This window comes from Nonomuraea sp. H19, assembly GCF_052068215.1.
Lineage (GTDB): Bacteria > Actinomycetota > Actinomycetes > Streptosporangiales > Streptosporangiaceae > Nonomuraea.
Map to the genome: position 1 here is coordinate 303,123 of NZ_JBQHCV010000008.1, position 24,455 is coordinate 327,577.

20 protein-coding genes and 1 pseudogene are annotated in these 24,455 nt (G+C 70.8%); 5 read left to right on the forward strand and 16 right to left on the reverse strand.

The features are described 5' to 3' along the window. Positions 1-15 precede the first annotated feature (15 nt). The 6 genes from ACTMTI_RS20070 to ACTMTI_RS20095 form a co-directional block, all read right to left on the reverse strand. Positions 16-2,733, reverse strand: a complete 2,718-nt coding sequence (locus ACTMTI_RS20070) for a LuxR C-terminal-related transcriptional regulator (protein ID WP_441121942.1) — start codon at positions 2,731-2,733, stop codon at positions 16-18. A gap of 169 nt (positions 2,734-2,902) precedes the next feature. After that, a complete protein-coding gene (locus ACTMTI_RS20075) occupies positions 2,903-3,733 on the reverse strand; it encodes an SAM-dependent methyltransferase (RefSeq protein ID WP_441121944.1) in 831 nt (276 codons plus the stop codon). 97 nt (positions 3,734-3,830) lie between these two features. Further along, positions 3,831-4,826, reverse strand: a complete 996-nt coding sequence (locus ACTMTI_RS20080; protein WP_441121946.1) for a LacI family DNA-binding transcriptional regulator — start codon at positions 4,824-4,826, stop codon at positions 3,831-3,833. Further along, positions 4,823-5,704, reverse strand: coding sequence for a carbohydrate ABC transporter permease (locus ACTMTI_RS20085; RefSeq protein ID WP_441121948.1), 882 nt, complete (start codon positions 5,702-5,704; stop codon positions 4,823-4,825). The genes ACTMTI_RS20080 and ACTMTI_RS20085 overlap by 4 nt, the downstream gene beginning before the upstream one ends. Then, a complete protein-coding gene (locus ACTMTI_RS20090; RefSeq protein ID WP_441121950.1) occupies positions 5,704-6,576 on the reverse strand; it encodes a carbohydrate ABC transporter permease in 873 nt (290 codons plus the stop codon). The genes ACTMTI_RS20085 and ACTMTI_RS20090 overlap by 1 nt, the downstream gene beginning before the upstream one ends. After that, complete coding sequence (locus tag ACTMTI_RS20095) at positions 6,573-7,889, reverse strand: ABC transporter substrate-binding protein (RefSeq protein ID WP_441121952.1); 1,317 nt, start codon at positions 7,887-7,889, stop codon at positions 6,573-6,575. Before ACTMTI_RS20095 ends, ACTMTI_RS20090 begins: the two co-directional genes overlap by 4 nt. A 180-nt stretch (positions 7,890-8,069) precedes the next feature. On the opposite strand from ACTMTI_RS20095, the gene ACTMTI_RS20100 reads away from it, so the two are divergent. The 3 genes from ACTMTI_RS20100 (at position 8,070) to ACTMTI_RS20110 (ending at position 12,259) form a co-directional block, all read left to right on the forward strand. Beyond that, positions 8,070-10,055, forward strand: a complete 1,986-nt coding sequence (locus ACTMTI_RS20100) for a beta-galactosidase (RefSeq protein WP_441121954.1) — start codon at positions 8,070-8,072, stop codon at positions 10,053-10,055. Positions 10,056-10,064: 9 nt separating this feature from the next. Beyond that, positions 10,065-11,165, forward strand: a complete 1,101-nt coding sequence (locus ACTMTI_RS20105; RefSeq protein WP_441121956.1) for a glycoside hydrolase family 53 protein — start codon at positions 10,065-10,067, stop codon at positions 11,163-11,165. Between the two features lie 176 nt (positions 11,166-11,341). Further along, positions 11,342-12,259: an aminoglycoside phosphotransferase family protein gene (locus ACTMTI_RS20110; protein ID WP_441121957.1), complete on the forward strand. Its 918-nt coding sequence runs from the start codon at positions 11,342-11,344 to the stop codon at positions 12,257-12,259. Positions 12,260-12,472: 213 nt separating this feature from the next. On the opposite strand, the gene ACTMTI_RS20115 is transcribed toward ACTMTI_RS20110, so the two are convergent. Next, positions 12,473-12,625, reverse strand: a complete 153-nt coding sequence (locus ACTMTI_RS20115; protein ID WP_441121958.1) for a hypothetical protein — start codon at positions 12,623-12,625, stop codon at positions 12,473-12,475. A 241-nt stretch (positions 12,626-12,866) separates the two neighbouring features. On the opposite strand from ACTMTI_RS20115, the gene ACTMTI_RS20120 reads away from it, so the two are divergent. Then, positions 12,867-13,568, forward strand: coding sequence for a TetR/AcrR family transcriptional regulator (locus ACTMTI_RS20120; protein WP_441121959.1), 702 nt, complete (start codon positions 12,867-12,869; stop codon positions 13,566-13,568). Between the two features lie 74 nt (positions 13,569-13,642). Here the strand turns inward: ACTMTI_RS20120 and ACTMTI_RS20125 are convergent, their stop codons facing one another. The 4 genes and pseudogenes from ACTMTI_RS20125 to ACTMTI_RS20140 form a co-directional block, all read right to left on the reverse strand. Further along, on the reverse strand, positions 13,643-15,814 hold the full coding sequence (locus ACTMTI_RS20125) for a xanthine dehydrogenase family protein molybdopterin-binding subunit (protein WP_441121960.1): 2,172 nt from the start codon (positions 15,812-15,814) through the stop codon (positions 13,643-13,645). Continuing rightward, entirely contained in the window at positions 15,811-16,794 is a 984-nt protein-coding gene (locus ACTMTI_RS20130) for an FAD binding domain-containing protein (RefSeq protein WP_441121961.1), read from the reverse strand. Before ACTMTI_RS20130 ends, ACTMTI_RS20125 begins: the two co-directional genes overlap by 4 nt. Continuing rightward, entirely contained in the window at positions 16,791-17,255 is a 465-nt protein-coding gene (locus tag ACTMTI_RS20135) for a (2Fe-2S)-binding protein (protein ID WP_441122100.1), read from the reverse strand. Before ACTMTI_RS20135 ends, ACTMTI_RS20130 begins: the two co-directional genes overlap by 4 nt. Positions 17,256-17,507: 252 nt before the next feature. Beyond that, positions 17,508-17,861 (reverse strand): annotated as a pseudogene (locus tag ACTMTI_RS20140) (Dabb family protein); the annotation flags it as partial. A 584-nt stretch (positions 17,862-18,445) separates the two neighbouring features. Between ACTMTI_RS20140 and ACTMTI_RS20145 the strand changes: the two are divergent. Further along, on the forward strand, positions 18,446-18,571 hold the full coding sequence (locus ACTMTI_RS20145; RefSeq protein WP_441121962.1) for a hypothetical protein: 126 nt from the start codon (positions 18,446-18,448) through the stop codon (positions 18,569-18,571). 82 nt (positions 18,572-18,653) lie between these two features. Here the strand turns inward: ACTMTI_RS20145 and ACTMTI_RS20150 are convergent, their stop codons facing one another. The 5 genes from ACTMTI_RS20150 to speB all read right to left on the reverse strand — a co-directional run bounded on the left by ACTMTI_RS20150 (position 18,654) and on the right by speB (position 24,440). Then, positions 18,654-18,899: a hypothetical protein gene (locus tag ACTMTI_RS20150; protein WP_441121963.1), complete on the reverse strand. Its 246-nt coding sequence runs from the start codon at positions 18,897-18,899 to the stop codon at positions 18,654-18,656. Between the two features lie 255 nt (positions 18,900-19,154). Next, positions 19,155-21,269, reverse strand: a complete 2,115-nt coding sequence (locus ACTMTI_RS20155; RefSeq protein ID WP_441121965.1) for a hypothetical protein — start codon at positions 21,267-21,269, stop codon at positions 19,155-19,157. A gap of 142 nt (positions 21,270-21,411) precedes the next feature. Then, positions 21,412-21,615, reverse strand: coding sequence for a hypothetical protein (locus ACTMTI_RS20160; protein ID WP_441121966.1), 204 nt, complete (start codon positions 21,613-21,615; stop codon positions 21,412-21,414). A 264-nt stretch (positions 21,616-21,879) separates the two neighbouring features. Next, positions 21,880-23,502, reverse strand: a complete 1,623-nt coding sequence (locus ACTMTI_RS20165) for a thiamine pyrophosphate-binding protein (protein WP_441121967.1) — start codon at positions 23,500-23,502, stop codon at positions 21,880-21,882. After that, positions 23,499-24,440, reverse strand: coding sequence for an agmatinase (gene speB / locus ACTMTI_RS20170; protein ID WP_441121968.1), 942 nt, complete (start codon positions 24,438-24,440; stop codon positions 23,499-23,501). The genes ACTMTI_RS20165 and speB overlap by 4 nt, the downstream gene beginning before the upstream one ends. Between the last annotated feature and the right edge of the window lie 15 nt (positions 24,441-24,455).

Genomic DNA, 24,455 nt, shown 5'->3' on the forward strand with positions numbered 1-24,455 from the left:
ATCACCGGTCTCGGCTCACGAGAGAAGTCGCGCCAGTTCGACGCGGGAACGCACCCCCAGCTTGACGAAGATGTTCCGCAGGTGGTGATCGATGGTCCGCGGGCTCAGGAACAGTTGCGCGGCCACCTCCCGGTTGGTCGCGCCCTCCGCGACCAGCCGGGCGATCTGCAGCTGCTGCGCGGTGAGCAGCTGCTCCGGGCCTCCGGCGGAGGAGACGGGGAGGACGGTCTCGCCCGAGGCGCGCAGCTCCGCACGGGCCCGCTCGATCCACAGGCCCGCGCCGAACCGCTGAAAGGTCTCCAGCGCGCCGTGCAGGTGCTCCCTGGCGGCGCCGGGCCGGCGCTCCCTGCGCAGGGCTCCGCCGTACAACAACTGGGTGCGGGCCGTCTCGAACTGGCACAGGCCCTGCCGGTGCAGCTCCAGGGCCTCCCGGAAGAGCTCGTCGGCCTCCCCGCGCGGCGCCAGCAGCGCACGGCAGCGGGCCACGAGCGCGCGCCGGTCCCGGGAGCGGGTGCTGCCCACCCAGCGGTCCAGAACGCGCAGGGCGGCCGCGGCCCGATTCGTGTCGCCCGTGCGGGCCGCCGCCTCGATGAACTGAGGGCTGGCCAGGACGCGGATGACGACATGGTCGTTGCCGCGATGGCCGCGCATTCTGCCGGCCGCGTCAGCCGGGCGGCCCGCGGCCAGGTCGAGGTGGGCCAGTGCCCAGTTGGCGAGAGTCGTGGTGATGCCCAGACCGTGGGCGTCGGCCAGGTCGATGGCGGCGTGGGCCCGGTCGCGGCAGCTCTGTGCGTCGCCCTGGACGGCGGCGGTGAGTGCCAGCCAGGCCGCGTGCTGGGCGGCGGTGTTGTGCTGACCGGCGGCCTGGGCCAGCCGCAGTCCCTCCGCGGCGAGGGCGGCGACGGAGGAGTAGCGGCCCAGCGAGAACTGCGCCTGGATCATCAACTCCAGCAGCTGGGGCACCGCGGAGACGGTACCGCGCTGCCGTGCCGTGTCGACGGCCCGGACCGACAACTCGAGCGCCGCCGCGTCCTCACCCAGCAACAGGCTGGCGACGGACGCCCAGACCAGCTGCACCGGGCTCCCCACGGCCGGGGCCAGCTCCACGACCCTGCGCAAGGGCGCCGCGGCCGCCTCGTGGCGGCCGCTGAACGTCGCCGCCATCCCGTCCAGGTACTCGAACATCAGCTGGACCGAGGGGCGGTCGTCCGCGTGGCGCAGCATCGCGGCCCGCTGGGCGATGGAGAGGAAGGTGGGGAGGTCACCGGCCCTGTAGCTGGCCTCCGCGGCGTGTACGAGCGCCTTCACCCCGACGACCCGATCATCTTCCAGCAGGCGTGCGGCCGCGGCCAGCAGCTTGTCCCGGGCACTGCCCGCCTGCCCGCTGTGCAGTTCCAGGCGTGCGCGCATCAGTTCGGCCTGACCGCGCGACGTCTCGGGCACCACGGGGGACCGCAGCCTTGCCAGCAGCGCCGCGGCCCGGTGGGGGTCACCGGCCAGCCAGGCGTGGTGGGAGGCCGCGGCCAGCCACTCGGCCCTGTTCTCCGCATGGCCGGTGAGCTGGGCGGCGCGCTCGAACGTGAGGGAGGCCGCGGGGTGCCCGTGATGAGTGGCGGCCGAGGCGGCGGCCGCCAGCTCCTCCGCCAGCCGTTCGGGTGGCCCGTCGAGTGCGGCGGCACGGTGCCAGGCCCTCCTCAGCCGGTGGTGGTCCTGGTCGAGGAGGGCCGCGAGGAACCGGTGGGCGTCCCGCCTGCCGGCGAGCGATGCCTCGGCGTAGGCGACGGCGCGCACCATGTCGTCGGCGAAGACGTACCGGTCGCCTTCTGCGCGGAGCACGCCGGCCCGCTCGGCGGGCGCCAGCACCACCAGCGCGTCCGCGGGGGCGGCTGCCGTCATCAGGGTCGCGGTGTCGAGACAGGCATCGGCCGCGAGGAGGAGCAGCAGGAACCGGGTGTCCTCCGGCAGACCGGCCAGGCGATCCGCGTGGGCGCGATGCAGCCGTCCTCCGGCCGGCAGGCCGTCGGGCGGCGCGGCCAGGCCCGCCAGCTGGTCGACGGTCAGCGACTCCACAAGCTCCCGCAGGGCGAGCGGGTTGCCCCGCGCGATCCGGTCCAGGCAGGCACGCAGATCATCCGAAAGTCCGCCGGGCACCAGTTCGTCGGCCAGTGCGTGGCTCGCCGCCTGGTCCAGGGGGCGAAGGACGCGGGCGGGGACGTCGTCGGGCATCCCGTGGTCCTCCCGCGCCGCGAACAGCAGCGCGATCCGTTCGCCCGCCGGCCGCCTGGCCACGAACGACAGCACCTCGCGGCTGGTCTCGTCGAGCAGGTGCAGGTCGTCGACGCAGACCAGCACGGGCTCCGTCGCCGCCAGCTTGCGCAGGAACTCCAAGAGCGCGGCGGGCAGCGCCATCCCGCCGTCGGTGACGCCGCTGAGCGCCCGGGTCAGCACGCGTGACTCGACCAGGTCCGCGACCGGGCACAGGAGGGCGTGCAGGCCGGAGAGCGACAGGTGCGTCTCCTGGCGGATCCCACAGGCGCGCAGCACGGTGAAACCGCTCGCCTGCGCGACGGCGAAGTCCAGCACGGCGGTCTTGCCGATACCCGGCGCGCCGAGGAGGGTCAGCGCGCCGCCGTCGCCCCGGCGTGCTCGGTCGAGGAGCCGCCGCACGGCGTCCTCCTCGGCGGCGCGGCCGCGCAGGGCTGGTGGGCGCGTGGCGGGGGAGGCCAATGACATGAACAGAGTGTTACGCGCACTTGTCACCGAATAAAGGGACATCGAGAAGTCGGCACAGGACCGGTGATGTCACCGATGCGCCGGCCGCGGACGCTGTGACCGGTCGTGCCGGCCGGGTCGCCACCCCCGCCCGGCAGCGGGTGATGCCGCCGCCTGGCCGGCGATGCCGTCAGGGCTTGCGGGCCACCGCCCCCACGAAGGTGTGGTACGTGATGCCGGGCTCGGCCCTGTCCCCCGCTTCCGGACGCCACTCGGGAAGCGGCACCAGGCCGGGCTCCAGCAGCTCCAGCCCGTCGAAGTAGGCGAGGATCTCCTCGCGCGTACGCCACCGCCCCGTTCCCAGCGTCTCGTTGAAGATCTTCTCGGCCGAGTACGCCTGCCTGGACACCTCGGGAAGCGCCGCCCCGGGGTTGTGGAAGTGGGAGACGGCCAGATGGCTGCCGGGGGCGAGGCGGTTCATGAGGTGGGCGGTGGTCCCGGCGGGGTCCTCGTCGTCGGCCAGGTGGTGCAGGATGCCGAAGAGCAACAGCCCCACCGGCTCATTGAAGTCGATCAGCCGGGTGACCTCGGGATGGTTCAGGATCGCGTCCGGGTCCCTGAGGTCGGCCTCGACGACCGTGGTGCTGTCGTCGACGGCCAGCAGCGCGCGGCCGTGGACGAGGACGATCGGGTCGTGGTCGACGTAGACGACCCGGGTGCCGGGGGCGGCCGACTGGGCGATCTCGTGCACGTTGCCCTGCGTCGGCAGGCCCGAGCCGAGATCCAGGAACTGGCGGAGGCCGGCCTGGGCCGCGAGAAACCGGACCACGCGGGCGAGGAACTCCCGGTTCGCCCGGGCCGCCTCGGGAGCGTCCGGGGCGACCTCCAGCGCCAGGCGCGCCATCCGGCGGTCCACCTCGTAGTTGTCCTTGCCGCCGAGCATGAAGTCGTAGACGCGGGACACGCTGGGCTTGGTGGTGTCGATGCCCTGTGGCGCGTGCTCCTGCTCGCTGTCGGCCACGGTCAGCTCCTCGGGTGTACGTCAGTGCGCATGATCGTACGACGCAAAGCCGAAATACAGCCTCTTTCCGGTAATACGGCGGGGAGTCCACATCGGCTCATGCCGACTCCCGGACCACCAGCTCCGTCGGCAGTATCACCGGATCGACGTGTTTCGCCCCGTCGATCAGCGCCAGCAGCAGCCGGATGGTCTCCTGCGCCATCTCCGCCAGCGGCTGCCGGATCGTCGTCAGCGGCGGATGCGTGGAGAGGGCCACCGAGGAGTCGTCGAACCCGCCCACCGCCACGTCGTCCGGCACCCTGCGCCCCGCCGCCCGCAGCGCGGCCAGCGCCCCGGACGCCATCAGGTCGGAGGCGACGAAGACGGCGTCGAGGTCGGGGACCCGCTCCAGCAGCTCGGTCATCGCCCGCTCGCCGCTGGCCTGTGTCCAGTCCCCGTGCGCGATCAGCTTCGTGGTGGCCTTGCGACCGAGCACCTCGGCGAAGCCCTCCAGGCGCTGGATGCCGCCGGGCGTGTCCATCGGCCCGGTGATCATGGCGATCCGTTTGCGGCCCTGGCTGACGAAATACTCGGTCATCTGCCGGGCGCCGAGCCGCTCGTCGGCGGCGGCGTACGGGATGACGTTCTCGTGGCCGATGACGGCGCCGCAGGAGACGGCGGGCGGCCCGGACCCGAGCGCCTCGACGAGCGGGTCGCCCGCGTGCGTCGAGACGAGCAGCACGCCGTCGGCGTGGCCGCCGCGGACGTAGCGGACCACCCGCTCGCGGTCGCCCTCGTCGCCGGCCAGCATCATCACCAGCGACATGTCGCGCTCGGCGAGCATCCTGATGGCGACCCGGATGAGGGTGCTGTAGTTGGGGTCCTCGAACAGCTTCTCGTGCGGCTCCGACAGCACCATCGCGATCGAGCCCGTGCGCTGCGTGACCAGGCTGCGGGCGGCCCTGTTGACGACGTAGCCGGTCTCCGAGATGGCCCGTTCGATGGCCACGCGCGCCGCCGGGCTGACGTACTTGTCCCCGTTGAGCAGGCGGGAGACCGTCCCGCGGGACACGCCCGCGGCGGCGGCGACATCGTGGATCGTAGGACGCTTCACTTGACGGCTCCGGAGGACAGGTCGGTCCTCCAGTATCGCTGCATCGTGAGGAAGAGCGCGATCAAGGGAACGAGCGACAGGAACGCCCCCGTGAGGATGAGGTTGTACAGCGACGGCTGGTTCGCCCCGGACTGCAGCAGCGTGAACAGGCCGACCGTGAGCGGGAACTTGCCGTCGTCGCCGAGCATGATGAACGGCAGCAGGAAGTTGTTCCAGATGGCCACGAACTGGAACAGGAAGATCGTCACCATGCCGGGCACCATCATCGGCATCGCCACCCGCGCCATCAGGCGCCACTCGCCGGCCCCGTCGATGCGCCCGGCCTCCAGCAGCGAGTCGGGGATCGCCGCGTTGGCGTAGATGCGGGCCAGATAGATGCTGTACGGGTGCAGGATCTGCGGCAGCAGGACGGCCCAGTAGGTGTCGGCCAGTCCGATCTTGGAGAACAGCAGGTACTGCGGGATCGCCAGCACCACGGCCGGCACCAGGATGCCGCCGATGAGCAGGTTGAAGATCAGGTTCCGGCCGGGGAAGCGGTATTTCGCCAGCGCGTACCCGGAGACCGCCGAGACGGCGGTCGACAGCAGCGCGCCGCCGCCCGCGTAGATGAGGGTGTTGGCCGCCCACAGCCAGAACACCCCGTCGCGGTAGGCGAACAGCTGAGTCACGTTGTCGAGGAAGCCGGTGCCGAAGGCGAGGGTCGAGGTGCTGAACAGCTCGGCGGGTGATTTGGTGGCCGCGATCAGGACCCAGAACACCGGGAAGATGCAGTAGATCGCGCCGAGCAGGAGCAGCGCCGTCGGCACCACGCCGACCGCTTTGGTGTTGCGCGGGCGCCGATGCGTGACCCCGGTCAGCGGCCGTGAGACTGCGGTCATCAGCTCTCCCCGAATGCGTGGTTGCGGACCACGCGCAAGAACGCGAACGACAGGACGAGCGAGATCGCCGCGATGACGATGGAGGTGGCGGCGGCCGAGTACAGGTCGCCGGTGACGAAGGCGTCGCGGTAGACCTTCATGAGCGGGCTCCACGTGGAGCTGATCGTGTTGGTCAGCGGCCGCAGGGTGCTGGGCTCGGTGAACACCTGGATCGTGGCGATGATCGAGAACACGGTGGTCAGGATGATCGCCGGGGTCAGGATCGGGATCTTGACGCGGAGCGCGATCTGCAGCTCTGAGGCGCCGTCGAGCCGCGCGGCCTCGTACAGGTCGCGCGGGATGGCCCGGAGCGTGGTGTAGAGCACCAGCATGTTGAAGCCGACCCCGCCCCACACCGCCACGTTCGCCATGGAGTACGTGACGGTGCTGGCGCCCAGGAAGTCGATGTCCAGGATGTCCCTGAACGGGCTGAGCGAGGGCAGGTAGAGGAAGCCCCACAGCAGGGTGGCCGCGACGCCCGGCACCGCGTACGGCAGGAAGATCGCGATTCGCGAGAACCGCGCCAGCCGCACCCGCGCCGAGTCCAGCAGCAGCGCGAACAGCAGTGCCAGGCCGAGCATGACGACCAGCACCAGCGTGCCGTAGCCGAGCACGCGCAGCCACCCGTTCCACAGCTCGCTGTCGGACAGGGCGGCGGCGAAGTTGTCGAACCCGACGAAGATCTCGCGCCGCGCGCCCTTGCCCAGGCCGAGTCCCGACACCTTGGTACGGAGCATCGCCAGGTAGACGGTGTAGCCGATGGGCACCGCCAGGAAGAGCGTGAACAGCACGACGGCGGGCGTCAGGAACAGGTAAGGGGCCGACCGCTTCATGAGGCGATCGTGAAGCCGGACTTGCGCATGTCGGCGACCGTGGCGTCCTGCATGGTCTGGATGGCGTCGGAGAACGGCGTCTTGTTCTGCAGCGCCTTGTCGAAGGCGTCCTTGAAGGTGTTGTATGTCACGCCGACGTTCGGGCCGAAGGTGAAGCCGCGGGCGCCGGCGGACACGGCGGCGGCCTGCTGCCAGAAGTCGGGCTGGTTGGAGAAGTAGTCGGGAGCCTCGCCGAGCGCCGACTGGGCCTTGGTCGAGGCCGGGTAGATCGCGGCCTCCTTGACCAGCAGTTGCAGGGCGGCCGGGTCGGTGTTGAGCCAGGTCGCGAACTGCGCGGCGGCCGCCTTGTTCGGCGTCTTGGACGACACGGCGACGGACGAGCCGCCCCAGAAGCCGGAGTAGTTCTCGCCCGCGTTCCACTGGGGCATCGGCGCGATGGCCCACTTGTCCTTGGCCTTGGGCGCGTTGGTCGCCAGCACGCCCGGCGCCCACACCGCCGACGGCCAGCTCAGCAGCTTGCCGTCGTTGAGAGCTTTGTTCCACTCGGGCGTGAAGAACGGCATGTCGTCGATGGCGCCTTCCTTGACCAGGCCGCCCCAGTAGTCGGCGACCTTCTTGGTGGGCTCGTCGGCGATGTTGACCTTCCACGACTCGCCGCTGATCGACCACCACTGCGCGCCCGCCTGCTGCGCCAGCCCGGTGAACGCGCCCGGGTCCTTGCTGGAGAAGGTGCCGAGGTAGACCTTGGAGTCCTTCTTGCGCACCGTGCGGGCCGCCTCGGCGTACTCCTGCCAGGTCTTCGGCACCTCGATGCCGTACTTGTCGAACAGGTCCTTGCGGTAGAAGAGCATCATGGGGCCGCTGTCCTGCGGGACCCCGTACACGCCTTCGGTGCCGAGCGTGACCAGGTTCCACAGGCCCTCGGAGAACTCACCCTTGATCGCGGCCGTCTCGGCCTTGAGGTCGGCCACCGCGTCGGCGGCGATGAACGACGGCAGGTGCTGATACTCGGCCTGCACCAGGTCGGGCGGGTTGCCGGCCTTGGCGGCGGTGAGGTACTTGGCGGCCGCGTCGTCGCCGCCGGCCTGCTTGCTGACCGTGACCTGGATGTCGGGGTGCGCCTGGTTCCAGACCGCGACGATCTTGTCCATGTTGGGGGCCCAGGTCCAGTAGGTGAGCTTGACCGGTCCCTGGGCGGCGGCCGTGGGGCTCTGCGCCGCCTCGGTGCTTTCGGCGGGCTCGCCGGATCCGCAGCTCGCGAGGGTGGCCGTGAGGGCGACGGCCAGGGCTGCTCCAAGGCGGTTGGCGCGCATGCGTACCTCCGTAAGGGTTCTGTGAACGTGCACAGAGTGGAACAGCCTGGAAATCCGCGTCAAGGGGTCGTTACGGTCTCGTTAACGTCGAGCTCAGCAGGAAAATCAAGGATGGCTGTTCCCTCAAAGCCGAGGTCGGCGTTACTGTGCACGTTCACAGAAGCTTTTCGAGGGGGATAGATGTATCCGGAGCGTCCTGCTGGTATCGCCTTTGGCGGGGACTACAACCCAGAGCAGTGGCCGCGCGAAGTTCTGGAAGAGGACGTGGCCCTGATGCGCGAGGCCGGGGTCAACCTGATCAGCCTGGGGCTGTTCTCGTGGGCGCTGATGGAGCCGGCCGAGGGGCGTTTCGAGTTCGGCTGGTTGGACGAGATCATCGACAGGCTGCACGCCGGCGGCGTCGCGGTCGATCTGGCCACGCCGACCGCCGCCCCGCCTGCCTGGTTCGTGGCCAAGCATCCCGACGTGCTGCCGGTGACCAGGGAGGGCATCCGCATCGGGTTCGGCGGCCGGCAGAGCGCCTGCTCCAGCGCCCCCGCCTTCCGCGAGGCGACCGCGCGGCTGGTGCGCGCCCTGGGCGAGCACTACCGTGACCATCCCGCCGTGGTCATGTGGCACGTGCACAACGAGTACGGGGCGCCGCTCGGCGAGTGCTACTGCGAGCACAGCGTGGCGGCCTGGCGCGAGTGGCTTCGAACGACTTATCGCGATGTTTCCGCATTGAACGATGCGTGGGGCGCCACCTTCTGGGGCCAGACCTACACCGACTGGTCCGAGATCGACGCCCCCCGCTTCAACCACACGGCCGTCAACCCGGCCCAGCGGCTCGACTACGCCCGTTTCAGCGACGTCCAGCACCGCGAGCACTACGCGCTGCAGCGCGACATCCTGCGCGAGATCACCCCCGGTCTGCCCGTGACCACGAACTTCGCCGGCACCGTCAACTGCAAGTCCGCCGACCTGTGGCAGTGGGCCCGCGAGCTCGACGTGATCGCCAACGACCACTACCTCAAGGCCGAGGCGCCGGACAACCACATCGACCTCGCCATGTCGGCCGACCTCGCCCGGTCGGTGGCGGGCGGCGCGCCGTGGATGCTGATGGAGCATTCGGCGGGCGCGGTCAACTGGCAGCCGCGCAACATCGCCAAGCGGCCCGGCGAGATGCGCCGCAACAGCCTCGCGCACGTGGCGCGCGGCTCGGACAGCGTGCTGTTCTTCCAGTTCAGGGCCTCCCGATTCGGGGCGGAGAAGTTCCACTCGGGGCTGGTGCCGCACGCCGGGACGGACTCCGAGCAGTGGCGCGAGGTGGTGCGGCTGGGCGCCGACCTGGGCAAGCTCGCCGATCTGCGCGGCAGCCGGGTGCGGGCCGAGGTGGCGATCGTCTGGGACTGGGAGTCGTACTGGGCGCTGGAGCTGGACTGGCGGCCGTCGGTCGACCTGACGTTCCGGGAGCGGGTGGACGCCTTCTACGAGGCGCTGTGGCGGGAGCACGTGACGGTGGACTTCGTCCACCCTTCCGCTGATATTTCGGAATATCGGGTGGTGGTGGCGCCCAGCTCGTACCTGCTGACCGAGGCGTCCGCCAAGAACCTCCACGGGTACGTGGAGTCGGGCGGCAACCTGCTCGTGTCGTACTTCTCCGGCATCGTGGACGAGCACGACACCATCCACCCGGGCGCCCACCCTGGCGCGCTGCGCGAGCTCCTCGGCCTGTCGATCGAGGAGTTCCACCCGCTGCGCGCGCACGAGACCGTGTCGATCACCGGTGGCGACACCGCCCGCGTCTGGTCGGAGCGGGTCCGCCCGGCGGGCGCGACGTCCGTACGCGACTTCGCCGCCGGGCCCGACGCGGGCCACCCCGCCTTCACCCGGCACGACCTGGGCGCCGGCACCGCGTGGTACCTCGCCACCGCCCCCGTCACCGGCCTGCGCGACCTGCTCACGCAGGTGCTCGACCACGCGAACGTGTCCCGCCCGCGCGGCCTTCCCGACACCCTGGAGATGGTGCGCAGGGGCGGCCACGTCTTCCTGATCAACCATGGCGACGACCCCGTGACGGTCGAGGGGGTGACCGGCGTCAGCGTGTTCGACGGCGTACACCACGACGGTCCGGTCACCGTCGCGCCCGGCGCGGTCACCGTCGTCGTGGACGCCCCCCACCCCTAGGGAGACCCGATGAGACGCATCCTGTCCGCCCTGCTGTTAGTCGCCGCCCTGAGCGTCGCCGCGCAACCGGCGCAGGCCCAGCCCCGCCTGCAGATCAGGGGCGCCGACGTCTCCAGCCTCGCCAAGTCCGAGGCCCTGGGCGGCCTCTACCGCGACGCCCGCGGCCGCAGGGGCGACGCGCTGCGCATTCTGTCCCAGGCCGGGCTCAACTACATCCGGCTCAAGGTGTGGGTGAACCCGGCCGACGGCTACAACACCAAGTCGCAGGTCCTCGCCGTCGCCAAGCGGGTCAAAGCGCAGGGCATGAAGCTGCTGGTGGACTTCCACTACTCCGACACCTGGGCCGACCCGGGCAAGCAGTTCAAGCCGGCCGCGTGGGAGTCGCTCCCGTTCGACCAGCTCAGGCAGGCCCTGTACGACCACACCTACGACGTGCTCGACGCCCTGCGCCGCCAGGGCACCACGGCGGACATGGTCCAGGTCGGCAACGAGATCAACGGCGGCCTGCTCTGGCCGGACGGCTCCAACTCCAACTGGGCGAACACGGCCGCGCTGCTGAACGCCGGCTACGACGCGGTCAAGCGCGTCTCCAGCGCCACGAAGGTCGTGCTGCACCTGGCCAACGGCGGCGACAACGGCCTCTACCGGTGGTGGTTCGACAACGCGAACGCCAGCGGCATCAGGTATGACGTGATCGGGCTGTCGTACTACCCGTACTGGCACGGCACGCTGGAGACGTTCCAGGCCAACATCAACGACGTCGCCACCCGGTACGGCAAGCCGGTCGTGCTGGTGGAGACCGCCTACCCGTTCACCACGGCCGACGACGACGGCTGGGAGAACATCGTCCTGTCGCCCGAGCCGTACCCCGGCTACCAGGCGACCCCGCAGGGCCAGGCGGCGCTGCTCGCCAAGGTCGCCGACATCGTCCGCCAGGTGCCGAACGGCCTGGGCCTCGGTGTGTTCACCTGGGAGGCCACCTGGACCGGCGTCAAGGGCAACGGCTGGGACCCGGCCGACCCGTCCTCCGGCAACGGCTGGGAGAACCAGGCCCTGTTCGACTACGCCGACCGCGCGCTGCCCGCCATGGCGGTGCTCGGCCGCATCTGACGTGCCCGCGCCCGCGTCACGTACGCCGAGCGTGACGCGGGCGCGACGACCATCCTCAAGGTCAGGGAGCCGGCACGGATCCAGGCCCCCCGCCGAAGTCGAATGGGCCCTGCCCGCGGTTCCTGGTTCTCGAGGGCCGGAACGGGTCGGCTGCCATCCGGCTACTGTTGATCCGCATGACGCACACCGAGATCGAGATCACCGCGGAGCTGGTGCGGGATCTGCTGCGTGATCAGCACCCCGACCTGGCCGATTACCCTGTGCGGCTCGGCGCGCGGGGCTGGGACAACCAGCTATGGCGGCTCGGCGACGACCTCGCCGTCCGGTTGCCCTGGGCGACGCAGTCCGCGGACGAGTTGCTGCGCAAGGAGCACACCTGGCTGCCCGCTCTCGCCCCGCGCCTTCCGCTGCCGGTTCCCGTCCCGCAGCGTCTCGGCGAGCCCTCCGCTCTGTTTCCGCGCCCCTGGATCGTCACCACCTGGGTGCCGGGCGAGCCCGCCGACCGCGCGCCCGTCACGCGCGGCGCGGAGGCGGCCGACATCCTGGCCGCTTTCCTGACGGCTTTGCACCAACCCGCCCCCGACCAGGCTCCCGCCGGCCGGGACCGCGGGGGGCCTCTGGCCGACTACTCCGAGGGGTTCGCCAGGGGGCTCGCCTCGGCCACCGAGATGGGGCTGATCTCCGACCCGGACGCTGTCCGCGCGGTCTGGGACGACGCCGTCGCCGCGCCCGGCTGGGCTGGCCCGGCGCTCTGGCTCCACGGCGACCTGCATCCGGCCAACGTCCTCACCGCGGACGGCACCATCTGCGGCGTGATCGACTTCGGCGACCTCTTCGCGGGCGATCCGGCCGGCGACCTCGCCGCCGCCTGGACTCTGCTGCCGGACGGCGCCGCCGACCGCTTTTATGACGCCTACCAGCCGGCCCCGGACGCCGCGACCCTGCGCCGCGCACGCGGATGGGCGGTACGCCGCGCCCTCGGCGGCATTCATGTCGGAGAAGCCGGCGTCCGCGGCCGCCCGGGCGGCAAGGCCACGTGGGGCCCACCTGCCCACGCGGCACTGCGACGCCTCATCGCAACGGCCCATCGCTGATCGATCGCCTCTCCACACGCTCGAAAACCTTCGCGCCGGACCGCAGCATGCCAAGCATGCCGGGGTCTACTGCCTGACGTGCCTTTACGACCTTCACGCGGCTGACCAGCCAGTTCGTTTGACAACCCCCGATAACGATGGCGCTCCTGGCCGGCCTCCGCGTCGGCGCGACCAGGCAGTGCTGGAGCTTGTCAGCGGCGTCCGGGGCGGCGGTCAGGCGCGGCCGCAGTGAGGGCAGCGCATCTGCTTGTGCCGATAGGCGTCGTTGACGTCCACCGGACTATCGACACCGGCGCCGCCACCACCGGGGAGGTGGATCGTGCAGCCGACGGCGACGGCGGCCGTGCCCTGCCGGGGCACCGGCATCGGGGCGAGTCGCCGCCAGCGAGCTCGGCCGGGTCGCGGCGGCGCCGGACTCGGCGACGGATGTCGTGCACGCCGCGAGACTGACGCTCATGGCCCCTGCGAGCAGGAGCATCGGTACGGACCTCGTGGTCGGCGATCGGTTCATGGCCATCTCCTGGCTGGTACAGATATCTACGATAACGCTAATACGCTAGCTCTGATAACGCAACTATTGATATCAATTTCCTGTTATCATCGATTCATGAGTGATCGGGAAGAGGTCCGGCGGCGCATCATCGACGCCACGACCAAGCTGCTTCGGGACAAGGGCCGCGAAGGAGTGACGACGCGCACCGTCAGCGCGGCGGCCGGCGTGCAGGCCCCCACGCTCTACCGCCTGTTCACCGACATGAACGGGCTGCTCGAGGCGGTCGCGGCCGACGGATTCGCGCGCTACCTCGCGCAGAAGCACAGCCAGGCGCTCTCCGATGACCCCGTGGACGACCTGCGCCGCGGATGGGACACGCACATCGGCTTCGGCCTGGAGAACCCGGCCCACTACCTGCTCATGTACGGCCAGCCCACTCCCGGGTGCCGGACCCGCGCCGCCGAACAGGCGCTGGAGCGGCTACGCATGCTGGTCGAGCGCATCGCCGTCGCGGGCCTGCTCTCCGTCGGCGTCGAGGCCGCCGTCAGCATGGTGCACGCCGCGGGCGTCGGCCTCACGCTCAACCTCATCGGGACACCTCCCGAGGAGCGCGATCCGGCCCTCCCCGACCGCCTGCGCGAGGCCATGATCGCGTCGATCACCACGGCGGGCACGGCCGGCGCCCCGAGCGCGGCCCAGCGGGCCGTGGCCTTGAAGGCCGTCCTCGGCGAGGTGGCGGACCTGTACAGCCCGGGCGAGCGGGCCTTGCTGAACGAACTCCTCGACCGCGCCGCGAACCACACCCCCGCCCGCTGACCTGGCCGGCCGCCCAGCCGGCGCCGGCAGGTGGACACCGTCTCCGGGCGTCCGTCCGCCGGCGCGTACGGTGATCAGAGCAGCTTGTCCTGGGTGAAGGGGACCTCTCGGAGGCGGCGGCCGATGGCGTGGAAGATCGCGTTGCCGATGGCCGCAGGCACGCCCGTCCCCGGCGTCTCGCCGAAGCCGCGGGCTTCAAGCGCGGTGCTGTCAGGGTCCGGCCGGTCCACGAACAAGGCCTCCACCGACGGCGTGTCCGCGCAGACCGGGACCAGATAGGTGGACAGGTTCGGGTTGACGACCCGCGCCGTGGTCGGGTCCACCATCGTGTGCTCCATCAGCGCGAAGCCGATCCCCCAGGTCACACCGCCGATGACCTGCCCGCGCGCGGTCCGGTGGTTGAGCACCCGTCCAGGGTCGTGCGCGGTCACGACCCTGGACACGCGCAGCCTGCCCAGCCTGGGCTCGATCCGGACCTCCACGAAAACCGCGCCGAACGAGTGCCCGGGCGTGTTGGCCCCGCTTCCGCGGACCTCGACGGGGCGGCCGTGGCGGGCCACGACGTCGCGGTAGCTGTCCCTGCGGCCGCGCTCGCCGCGGGCGAACAGGCGGCCGGCCGCGGTCACGACGTCCTCGGCGGGCACGCCGTGCAGCGGGGAGCGCGGGTCGGCGACGGCGAGCGCGATCACCGCGTCGCGCGCGCTCCGCGCCGCCTGGGAGGCCGGGCCGGCCACGCTGGGCATCGTGGACGACCCCGCCGACACGGACGCCCTCGGGTACGTGGTGTCGCCGAGCAGCGTCGTGACGTGGTCGAGCGGCATGCCGAGCCCGTCCGCGGCGACTTGGGTGAGCACGGTGTAGGTGCCGGTGCCGATCTCCTGGGTGGCGGCCCGCAAGGTCGCCCGCCCGTCCAGCCCGATGGTGAGGCCAACCTCGGACTCGATCCAGCCGTAGGTGTGGGTCTCGGTGGCCATGCCCCAGCCGACGTACTCGTCGCCGTCCCTGGTCGTCCCCGGCCTGGGGTCGCGACGGGCCCAGCCGAACGCCTCGGCCGCGGCCCGGTAGCACTCCAGCAGGTGCTTGCCGGCGTAGGGGCGGCCGGTCCGCGGGTTGACCGCGTTGTGGTTGCGTACCCGCAGTTCCACCGGGTCGATGCCGAGCTCGTGGCTCAGCTCGTCCATGGCGGTCTCCAGGCCGAAGTGCGCGGTCGTCTCCGGTGAGCGCATGTAGCTCGACGTCGGCAGGTCCAGCCGCACGCCCATCTGCCGCACGTGGACGTTCGGGCAGGCGTACAGGTGGAGCGTGGAGTCGCTGCCGTTGTAGACGTTCTCGTCGATGCGGGTCACCTGTGCCGTCGAGGTGTCGGCGATCGCGATCAGAACGCCCTGCTGGGTGGCGCCGAGCCGGATGTGGTGGCGATACTCGGAGCGGTGGCCGTTGGAGGTGTACATCTGCGCGCGCGACAGCACCAGCTTCACCGGCCGGCCGGCGAGCTGCGCCGCCGCCGCGGTGAGCAGCGTGTGGGGATAGGTGGGGCCCTTGGCGCCGAAACCACCGCCCAAGTAGGGCGAGATGATCCTGACCTGCTCCGGCCTCATACGGAACGCGTCCGACACGGCTTTACGGGACAAGATCACGCCCTGGGTGCTCTCGTACAGGGTCAGCGTGTTGCCCTCCCAGACGGCGGTGGTGGTGTGGGGTTCGATCGGGTTGTGGTGCTGCATCGGGCTGCTGTAGGTCTGGTCGATGCGCACGTCGGCCTGTTCGAGCGCCGCGGCGGCGTCGCCGCGGGCGATCTCGTTGGGTCTGTTGCGGAACGCGATCGGCAGGAACGCCTCGTCGAGCACGTCCGCCAGCCGCGTGACGGGATCCTCCGCCCGGTAGCGGATCTTCACCAGGTTGGCGGCCTCCTGCGCCTGCTCCAGGGTCTGGGCCAGGACGTAGGCCACCGGCTGCCCGTTGTGGTGCACCCGCGTGTCCTGCATGGGGATGAAAGGCCTGTTGTAGGGGAAGTCCGGCAGCGTCAGCTTCGGCATGTCGGCGTGGGTGTAGACCGCGACGACGCCGGGATGCGCCAGCGCCGCCCTGGTGTCGATCTCCACGACCTCGCCGCGGGCGATCGTGCTCATCACCAGGAAGCCGTGCAGCACGCCGGGCACCTCGTTGTCCGCGGCGTAGCGGGCCGCGCCGGTGACCTTCGCCCGGCCGTCCACCCGCGCCACGCCCTGCCCGACCAGCCCGCTCATCGAAGCCCTCCCAGATCGCTGAGGATGCTCACCAGCGCCCGCTGGACGAGCTCGACCTTGAACCTGTTCCCTTCGTACGGCTCGGCGTCCCTGACCAGGAGCCGGCCCGCCTCGGCGATCGCCTGCCCGGTCAGCGGCCGGCCCCGCAGCGCCGCCTCGACGCGGGTGTCCCGCCACGGGCGGGTGCCCACGCCGCCGAACGCCAGCCGTACGTCCTGCACCACGCGGCCCCTGATGCGCAGCGCCGCCGCCACCGACACCACCGCGAACTCGAACGTGGCCCGGTCGCGCAGCTTCAGGTAGCGCGACTGCCCGGCGAGGGCTGTGCGCGGCACGTCCACCCAGGTGATCAGCTCGCCCGGGCGCATCACGGTCTCCCGGTCCGGCTTGGACCCGGGGAGGAGATAGAAGTCGGCGATCGGGACGGCCCGCTCGCCACCCGGCCCGAGCAGGTGCACGGTCGCGTCCAACGCGATCAGCGCCACCGCCAGGTCCGAAGGGTGCGTGGCGATGCAGTGGTCGCCGCCGCCCAGGATCGCGTGTCCCCGGTTGTGCCCCGTGATCGCTGGGCAACCGCTGCCCGGGACCCGCTTGTTGCACGCCGAGGCCGCGTCCCGGAAGTATCCGCACCTGGTGCGCTGCAACAGGTTCCCGCCGATCGAGGCCATGTTCCGTACCTGAGGGGACGCCGAGGCCAGCAGCGCCTGCGACAGCACCGGGAACTCCCGCCGCACCCCGGGGTGCTCGGCGACCTGGCGCATTCTGGCCGACCCTCCGACGCGCAACCGCCTGGAGTCGACGGCGACACCGTCGATGCCGAGGCGGTTGACGTCGACCAGATGGTCGTGGGCCTCCGCGCCGTCCCGCATCAGGTTCAGCAGATCGGTGCCGCCCGCCACGAAGGTCGACTCGGGAGTGCTCGCGGCGATCCGTACCGCCTCGGCCGGGCTGCCCGCGACCGTGTAACCGAAGGCCCTCACCGCCGTACCTCCTTCGCGGCGTCGGCGACGGCGGCGACGATGTTCTGGTACGCCGCGCACCGGCACAGGTTCCCGCTCATCCACTCGCGGATCTCCGCCTCCGAACCCGTGTGCCCCTCGTCTATACAGGCCACGGCCGACATGAGCTGACCGGGAGTGCACGCCCCGCACTGGAACGCGTCGTGCCGGATGAACGCCTCCTGCACCGGGTGCAGCTCCTCGCCCCGCGCCAGCCCCTCCACCGTGGTGATCTCGGCCCCCTGCCGCATCACCGCCAGCGTCAGGCACGACTTGACCCGCTCGCCGTCGGCCAGCACCGTGCACGCCCCGCACTCGCCCCGGTCACAGCCCTTCTTGGTGCCGGTCAGGCCGAGCCGCTCGCGCAGCGCGTCCAGCAACGTCACCCTCGGCTCCAGGACGACCTTGCGCAGCTGCCCATTGACCGTCAAGGCGACCTCCACCGACGCCCCGGGGGCGACGGCGTACGCCTGAGCGGCGGCGGTCTGGGCGGCAGCGGGAGCGGCGGCGATGCCCGTCCCGGCCGCGGCCGTTCCCGCCGCGGTCACCGCGATGGCCTTGAGCACCTTACGGCGGGTGTGCACGGGTCTCTCAGGTAAGGGATCGTGTTCCACTGACGCCTCCAGGAGGCGTTGACGCAATTCGGCGATCTTCGCGCCCGTCTCCGGATCAGGCTCGTCGGCCAGGTCGAACGAGACGACGTCCTCGATCAGCGGCAGTGCGATCCGGTCGGCGCGGCGGCGCGCGGGATGCGCCAGATATTCGCGGTAGCCGTCCAGATCTTCGATCACGAAGACGGCGCCCCACTCGTACTCGCCGCTGCGGTCACGCCCGACGGCGAAGGATCTCACCGACGGGATGACCCTGCCCTGGTCGCGCAGGCTTTCGAGAGCCTCCGTCCGCTGTCGCGGTGTTATATCCGGTTTGAAGGTGAACCAGCTGCCGTGATAGATCATCTCGCTCCTCTCTTCGTACGGACCGGTCTGGCGACATACGAAAGCCCCGGCCGGCCTGGCCATCGCGAGGCCAGTCGGTGTATGTGTCGGCATCGGTCCCGGCGTCTCGGCCTGTGGTGTCGATCAGCCGGGTTCATGTGCCTTCTCGGGCGAGCGGCCGGGCGGTGCGTGCGCGGGGTCAAGAAGGCCCCGATTCACCTAGGAACCCGGCACCCTCAGGCGCGGACCGGTCGAGTTAGCAGCTCGTCACGCGTGGAATGCCGTCGTCTCACGTGCCCTCCTCGCGTCGGCGCGGCCGCTGATCGGTGTGTTGGGCTCGGCTTGTCCTGCCGTCAAGCTCCCATCGGTCGCGGCACGTTCGCGTCGGCGAAGTGCCGCGTACGCATGCTGGCGGAGACGGTGCGGCCTGGCCTTCGCGAGGGTCCGCACGGTGAGGTTGCCGATACCCCGCTACCTGCGCCGGTGATCAGGACGACCGACATGGTGGTGCCCCTTTTCCGATTGATGTCCTGCCGAAGACCGATGGCCGGCCAGCCGGCGACCGACTTGCGCTGACGCCACCGCCTCGGTGTTGCCTGATTTTGGAGCTAGCGCTGGTATCAGTATTCCGTTAGCAATCGTTACATGTCAACCGTCGATAACAAATACATGTTAGCGCTGAATCGTGGGGTGGAACCGTGACCAGGCTTTGCTCGATCAAGCGCCTGGTCAAGCAGTCGGTCCGCAGGGAGGTCCGAATCGGCGCGGGAGCCGCGCGGCGCATCGCGGGCAATCCGCCTCTCGTCATCCGGCCTGCCCCGTGACTGGCGACTGCGTAGGCGCCCCGGCCATACCCGCTGGCCGCAGGGCCGGCCGGGGCCTGAGGTGTCCTTGTCGCGCTGGATCTCAAACGAGAAGCTTCAGCGTGCGGGCATCGCGGTCCAGGTGAGCGGCGGTAATGGCGCCGTCGCACAGCTGTACCAGGCGGCATTGCCGGTGGTAGCTGACATGAAAGACGTCGAAGAGTGCCAGCACGCGCCCGGCCGGGTCGTCGGCTCTCGCCTGCACCTCGGCCTCGACGTGGGCGCGCCAGGTGCCGGTGCGGCGGCGCAAGTAGGCGGCGGCCAGGTCTTCCTTTGTGCGGAAGTGCACCTACATGGTCGAGCGGGAGACCTGGCTGTCGTTGATCACTCGGTAGATGCTCCTTGGGGAGCCCGGCCGCGAGGAAGGCTCGGCAGCTAGATGACCTAGCAGGCCCTTGCGGGCCTGCCTGGAATCGAACCAGGAGAAGGAAGCTGTCGAATGGCCTCACGACCAGCGTGCGAGGAAAGCGGGAAGACTAGAGGATCCTTTTTCAAAAAGAAGGTGAGAAGGAAGCCCTCCCATGGCCTCGCGATCTCCACGTTATCAGGCGGGGATCAGCTCATGCAGCGTCGACGGCGTATACACCCGGGCGCCCTCCGGCAGATCCGCCGGCGCCTGCAGACCGATGTAGGTGGTGTGCTCACCCTCCGAACCCTTCTGCGCCAGCAGGTCAGCCAGGTACCGGACGCGCAGGTGGTCACGTTCGACGATCGAGCGCACCAGCAGGGAAGCCGTGACGCGATTGCCCTCCACCTGGTTGAAGCCGGCGTGCCCCTTCAGGTAGAGGTGCAGCCACTTCGCCCGCCAGGCGCCGTCATCGCCGCGCAGGAAGACCAGCGGCAGCGCGACGCGGCCCGCACCGCGCAGATCGGACTTCATCCGCACGGTGCGAGGCTCGAACGGCATGCCCTCCTGCCCGGCGTCCCTGCTCATGAACCCGAAGAACGCCTCCTCCGCCTCGTTGAACGCCTCGCCGGCGTAGATGTTGACCTGCGGAATGATGATCGACCGGGTCGCTTGAGCGAGCCTGATGTCGATGAACTCGCTCGCGCCCTCAGAGGCTTGGGTGAGGTCTCCGGAGTATTCGGCGAAGCCGTTGCCGTAGTTCGTCCACGAGACGTGCTCGGCATTGCCGTAGGAGGCGTCCAGCATCAGCGCCGACAGGTCGTAGTCGGTGCGCCGCTCGGCCTGGCGCCAGTAGACGAAGAACCGCAGCAACTCACCCTCCACCGCCGACAGCGAGCCGCGCGGCAGCATGCCCAGCCCGGGCGCGACGGCCTTGCCGGACAGCGGCAGGGCGACGTCGAGCATCTCGGGATCGATGATCAGCTCGCCGGGGTCGGGCAGGCGCCGTGTGATCTCCTCGTCGAGGATGGCCGCCGCACGCGACAGGATGTTCTCCTCGAGCGGGGAGCGGGCGTCAGGCGTCGTCCACGCCCGACCGTGCCGGTTGGCGAAGACGCGGCCGGCGGCCGGGGCGAGCCGGTTCTGCAGGTGCTCCCGCAACGACAGCAGGACGCGGCCGGAGGCGCCCGCCGCGGCCTTCTCGGCGGCCTCCAGCACGGCCGCGGGGGCGGTTGCGGTGCGCAGCAGGTGATCGAGGCGGCGCAACAGCGCGCCGGGCGCCTGCGCCAGCAGCGCGACCGCGTCGCCGGTACGGCCCGCCGACAGCGCCGCCTCCACCCGGCTGTCGAAACCGCGCACCTCGCGAACCCCTCGGGCCACCTCGAAGACGTGAGCCGCACGCGGGAAGCGCGAGTACTCGCCAGGGTGCAACCTCTCGCCGAGCCGCTTCCACTGCTCCCGGTACCGCGGCACGTCGCCGAGCTTGGCCGGGGACGCGACCGCGTCCAGCGCCTGCAGCAGGGCGCGGCGCTCAGCCCGGCGGAACGAACGGAACCGAGTGGGGGTCGCCAGCGTGACGTCGCCGCCGGAGCAGCCACAGGCGAGCCGCAGCACGTCGGTCACCGTGTCCACGAGCAGCGGCCGACCGGCGGCCAGCCGCACCTCGTTGACGACCGCACGGTTCTCCCGTACCGGGATGTGGTCCGGCTCGTCGGCGCAGAACGCGGCCAGTGTCCGCAGGGCCGCCAGGTCCTCTGCGGACAGCGGCACCTGCGAGCCCGCCAGCGAGAAGTAGAGCTCGCGCGCTTCGGACTCCAGGCTGCCGCCCAGTTCCAGCACGGTCACCCGGTCGCCGGCCAGCGGGATCAGCTCCGCGTGCGCGGCCATCAGGTCGGCGTAGCTGTGCTGGTAACGGCCATAGCCGGGCAGGTCGAGCAGGTTGAGCGTCGCCGGCTGGACGGGGGTGGCGGCGACCGGGTCGAGCAGCGACTCCCGCAGCAGAGCGACCCAGAACTCCACGGTGTCGGGCACGTTGCGGGGGAAGTCGATGAAGTAGGCGTTGTGCTGCACGTGGTCGCCCACGAGCTCGCGAACGGCGGCCAGGACCCGCACACCGAGATCGACCACCGTCTCCCCGCACAACCTCGCCAGCCGCTCAAGCAGGGCCGCCGAGCACTTGAAACCGACGCTCAGCAGCGCGGCGTCAAGTTGGCGGGCGGCCACCTCTCCCCAGCCCGGATGGGGACCGGCAGAGGCGTCGCCTATGGGGACGCGCAGCCGACGCGCGATGACGAGGGCTTCAAGATTGTCCACGAGCGCACCCTATAGCCGGTGCAAGTGGGTATGCCGCGCCTTTTCCGGCGTACGATCATCATCAGATCTTGAGGGTGTCTTGGCGCCCGGCAGGCGCTGCACCGGCGAGCAGAACGTGGCCGGCGCAGTTCCCAGCGCGGCATCAGGCCACCTTCCGAAAGACGACGGTGGCGCGGTAGTGGCCGTCGCCTTCCGGGTCCGGCTCGGCTTCGGCGCTGATGACGTCCAGCTCGGCGCCGGCGCCGAAAAAGCTGAGTGCCCGCGCCACGGCCTTCTCTCTGATCTCGTCCGGTGTCGCTTCGCTCACGGTGACGCGCAGGGTGAGCGGGAATGATCTCACGCTCATGATGATCTCCTTTCGCAGAAGGAATGATCCGCTTCCGAGCGTAACACGCGAAAAACCAGCACAACCGGACCACGTTCCCCATGGGCGATCATGCGCTTGACCAGCATCTGAACACGCACATCACCGCCTCGACGGCACATTCCCGTTTAATGCCCAATCAGATTGCCGCCGCGGCGAAATACGCATGCGAACCCATCAAATGGCCCATCGCATATGGGTGCACGGCACATAAGCGCTCGCCAAAATATGCGCGCAAATTATTGGTTATGACGGCGCCAGGTGGGTGGGGGCGAACATGCGCAGGACCGCGGGCAGCACGACGACGCTCGGCCCCGGTGCGCGCAACGCCCGCGCGAGGTCGCCCTCCAGGTCCTCCGGAGTGGTACGGCAGGCGGGCACGCCGAAAGCCTCCGCGAGGACGACGAAGTCCGGCCTGGCCAGCTCGGTTCCCGTGGCGGCGCCGAACGCGCCGGTCATGTACTCGCGCAGGATGCCGTAGCCGCCGTCGTCCACGATCAACCAGGTCACGTCGAGGTGGTGCTGGCGCAGCGTGGCCAGCTCGGCCAGGCCGTACATCGCCCCTCCGTCGCCGGAGACCGCGAGCACCGGCCCGCCGGTGGCGGCGGACGCGCCCAGCGCCGCCGGGAGCGCGTAGCCGAGCCCGCCCGCGCCCTGCGCCGACTCCATCGGCCTCGGCCAGGCGGACCAGGCCCAGTACGCGAGGATCGTCATGTCCCAGAAGCTCAGCGCCTCTCCCGGCAGCGCGCGTTCCACGGCCGCGAGCACCGCCCGCTCGAGCGCGAGGTCCTGTGCGCCGAGCCGCCCGGCGACGCGCGAGAGCACGTCGCGGACCGCGGACCGCGCCGCCGCGCCATCGCGGCCGCGGTGTGCGGCCGCCCCCTTCACGGCCCGCGTCAGCGCTTCCAGCGCCGGCCGGGCGTCCGCGTGGATGGCCAGTGCCGGGTGGTTGGACTCGAGCTTGCCGAGGTCGGCCTCTATCTGGATGACGCGGCCGCGCGGTCGCATCGTGTGGTAGTTGCTGGACAGCTCCCCCAGGCCCGAGCCGGCGACCAGCAGCACGTCGGCGTCCTCCAGGAACGCCGTCAGGTGCCTGTCCTCCAGCCACGACTGGAGCGACAGCGGGTGCTCCCAGGGGAAGGCTCCCTTCGCGCCGAACGTGGTGGCGACCGGCGCGTCCAGCTCCTGGGCCAGGTCCAGCAGAGCCGCTTGGGCGCCCGCGCGGAGCACCCCGCCTCCGGCCAGGATCACCGGGTTGGCGGCCCCGGCCAGCAGATCCGCCGCCGCGGCGACGAGCTCGGCTCGCGGGGTGAGCGGTCTTGGCGCCACCCGGAGATCGGCGACCGGGGGAACGCCGGTCGCGCCGAGCAGCACGTCCTGCGGGATCTCCACCCAGACCGGGCCAGCGGGCGCGGTGAGCGCGGTCTCCCACGCCTCGGCCAGCGCCGGCGCGATCTGACCGGCCGTCCGGACGACGTGAACCGACTTCACGACGTCTTTGAAGGACGCGGCCTGGTCCGGCAGTTCGTGCAGGTAGCCCTTGCGCCTGCCGCCCAGCCCGTCCGCCGGGATCTGGCTGCTGATGCCCAGGACGGGGACGCAGGCCGTACGGGACTCCATGAGGGCGGGCAGGGTGCCCAGCGCGCCCGGGCCGGTGGAGACCATGAAGGGCGCGACGGCGCCGGTCGCGCGGGCGTGGCCGTCGGCGGCGAACGCGACGCTCAGCTCGGTGCGGCAGCCCACGTAGCGCAGTGGTGATCGGCGAAGCGCGTCGAACAGGCCGAGCGCGTGCTGTCCCAGCTCGCCGAAGACCGTGGTGGCGCCGAGCGCGGCCAGCGACTCGATGACCAGGTCGCCGCCCGTCCTCACGGCTTCTCCCGCAGCGCCATCAGGCTGACCAGGTCGTAGGCGACGTGCGAGGCGGCGATCGAGGTGATCTCCGCGTGGTCGTAGGCGGGCGCCACCTCGACGACGTCGGCTCCGACCAGGTTGCAACCGGCGAGGCCGCGCAGGATCTCCAGGAGTTCGCGGCTGGTCAGGCCACCGGCCTCCGGCGTGCCCGTGCCGGGGGCGTGCGCGGGGTCGAGCACGTCGATGTCGATCGACACGTACAGGGGCCGCTCCCCCACCCGCTGCCGCAGCACGTCGACCACCTCGTCCACGCCGCGCCGCATCACGTCGCGCGAGGTGAGGATGCCGAAGCCGAGGCGCCGGTCCTCCTCGAGGTCGCGCCGGCCGTACAGAGGGCCGCGGATGCCGACGTGGCTGAGCGCCTCGGTGTCGACGATGCCCTCCTCGACCGCCCGCCTGAACGGGGTGCCGTGCGTGTAGGCGGCGCCGAAGTAGGTGTCCCAGGTATCCAGGTGCGCGTCGAAGTGGAGCAGCGCGACCGGGCCGTGCACTCGCGAGATCGCGCGCAGCAGCGGCAGCGCGATGGTGTGGTCACCGCCGATCGTGACCGGCTTCGCGCCCCCGGCCAGCAGTTCGGAGGCCGCGTCGGCGATCGTCTCGACCGCTTCCTCGATGTTGAACGGGTTGCAGGCGATGTCGCCCGCGTCCGCCACCTGGACGTGCTCGAACGGTGACACGTCGAGCTCCGGATGGTACGGCCGCAGCAGCCTCGACGCCTCACGCACCGCCGCGGGACCGAAACGCGCTCCCGGCCGGTAGGAGACACCGGTGTCGAACGGCACCCCCACGACGGCCACCTCGGCCTGCCCGACCTCGCTCAGGCGGGGCAGTCTGGCGAACGTGGCGGGTCCTGCGAAGCGCGGGATCCGGGAGGAGTCGACGGGCCCCCGTGGCATGGTGGGTTCCTTTCC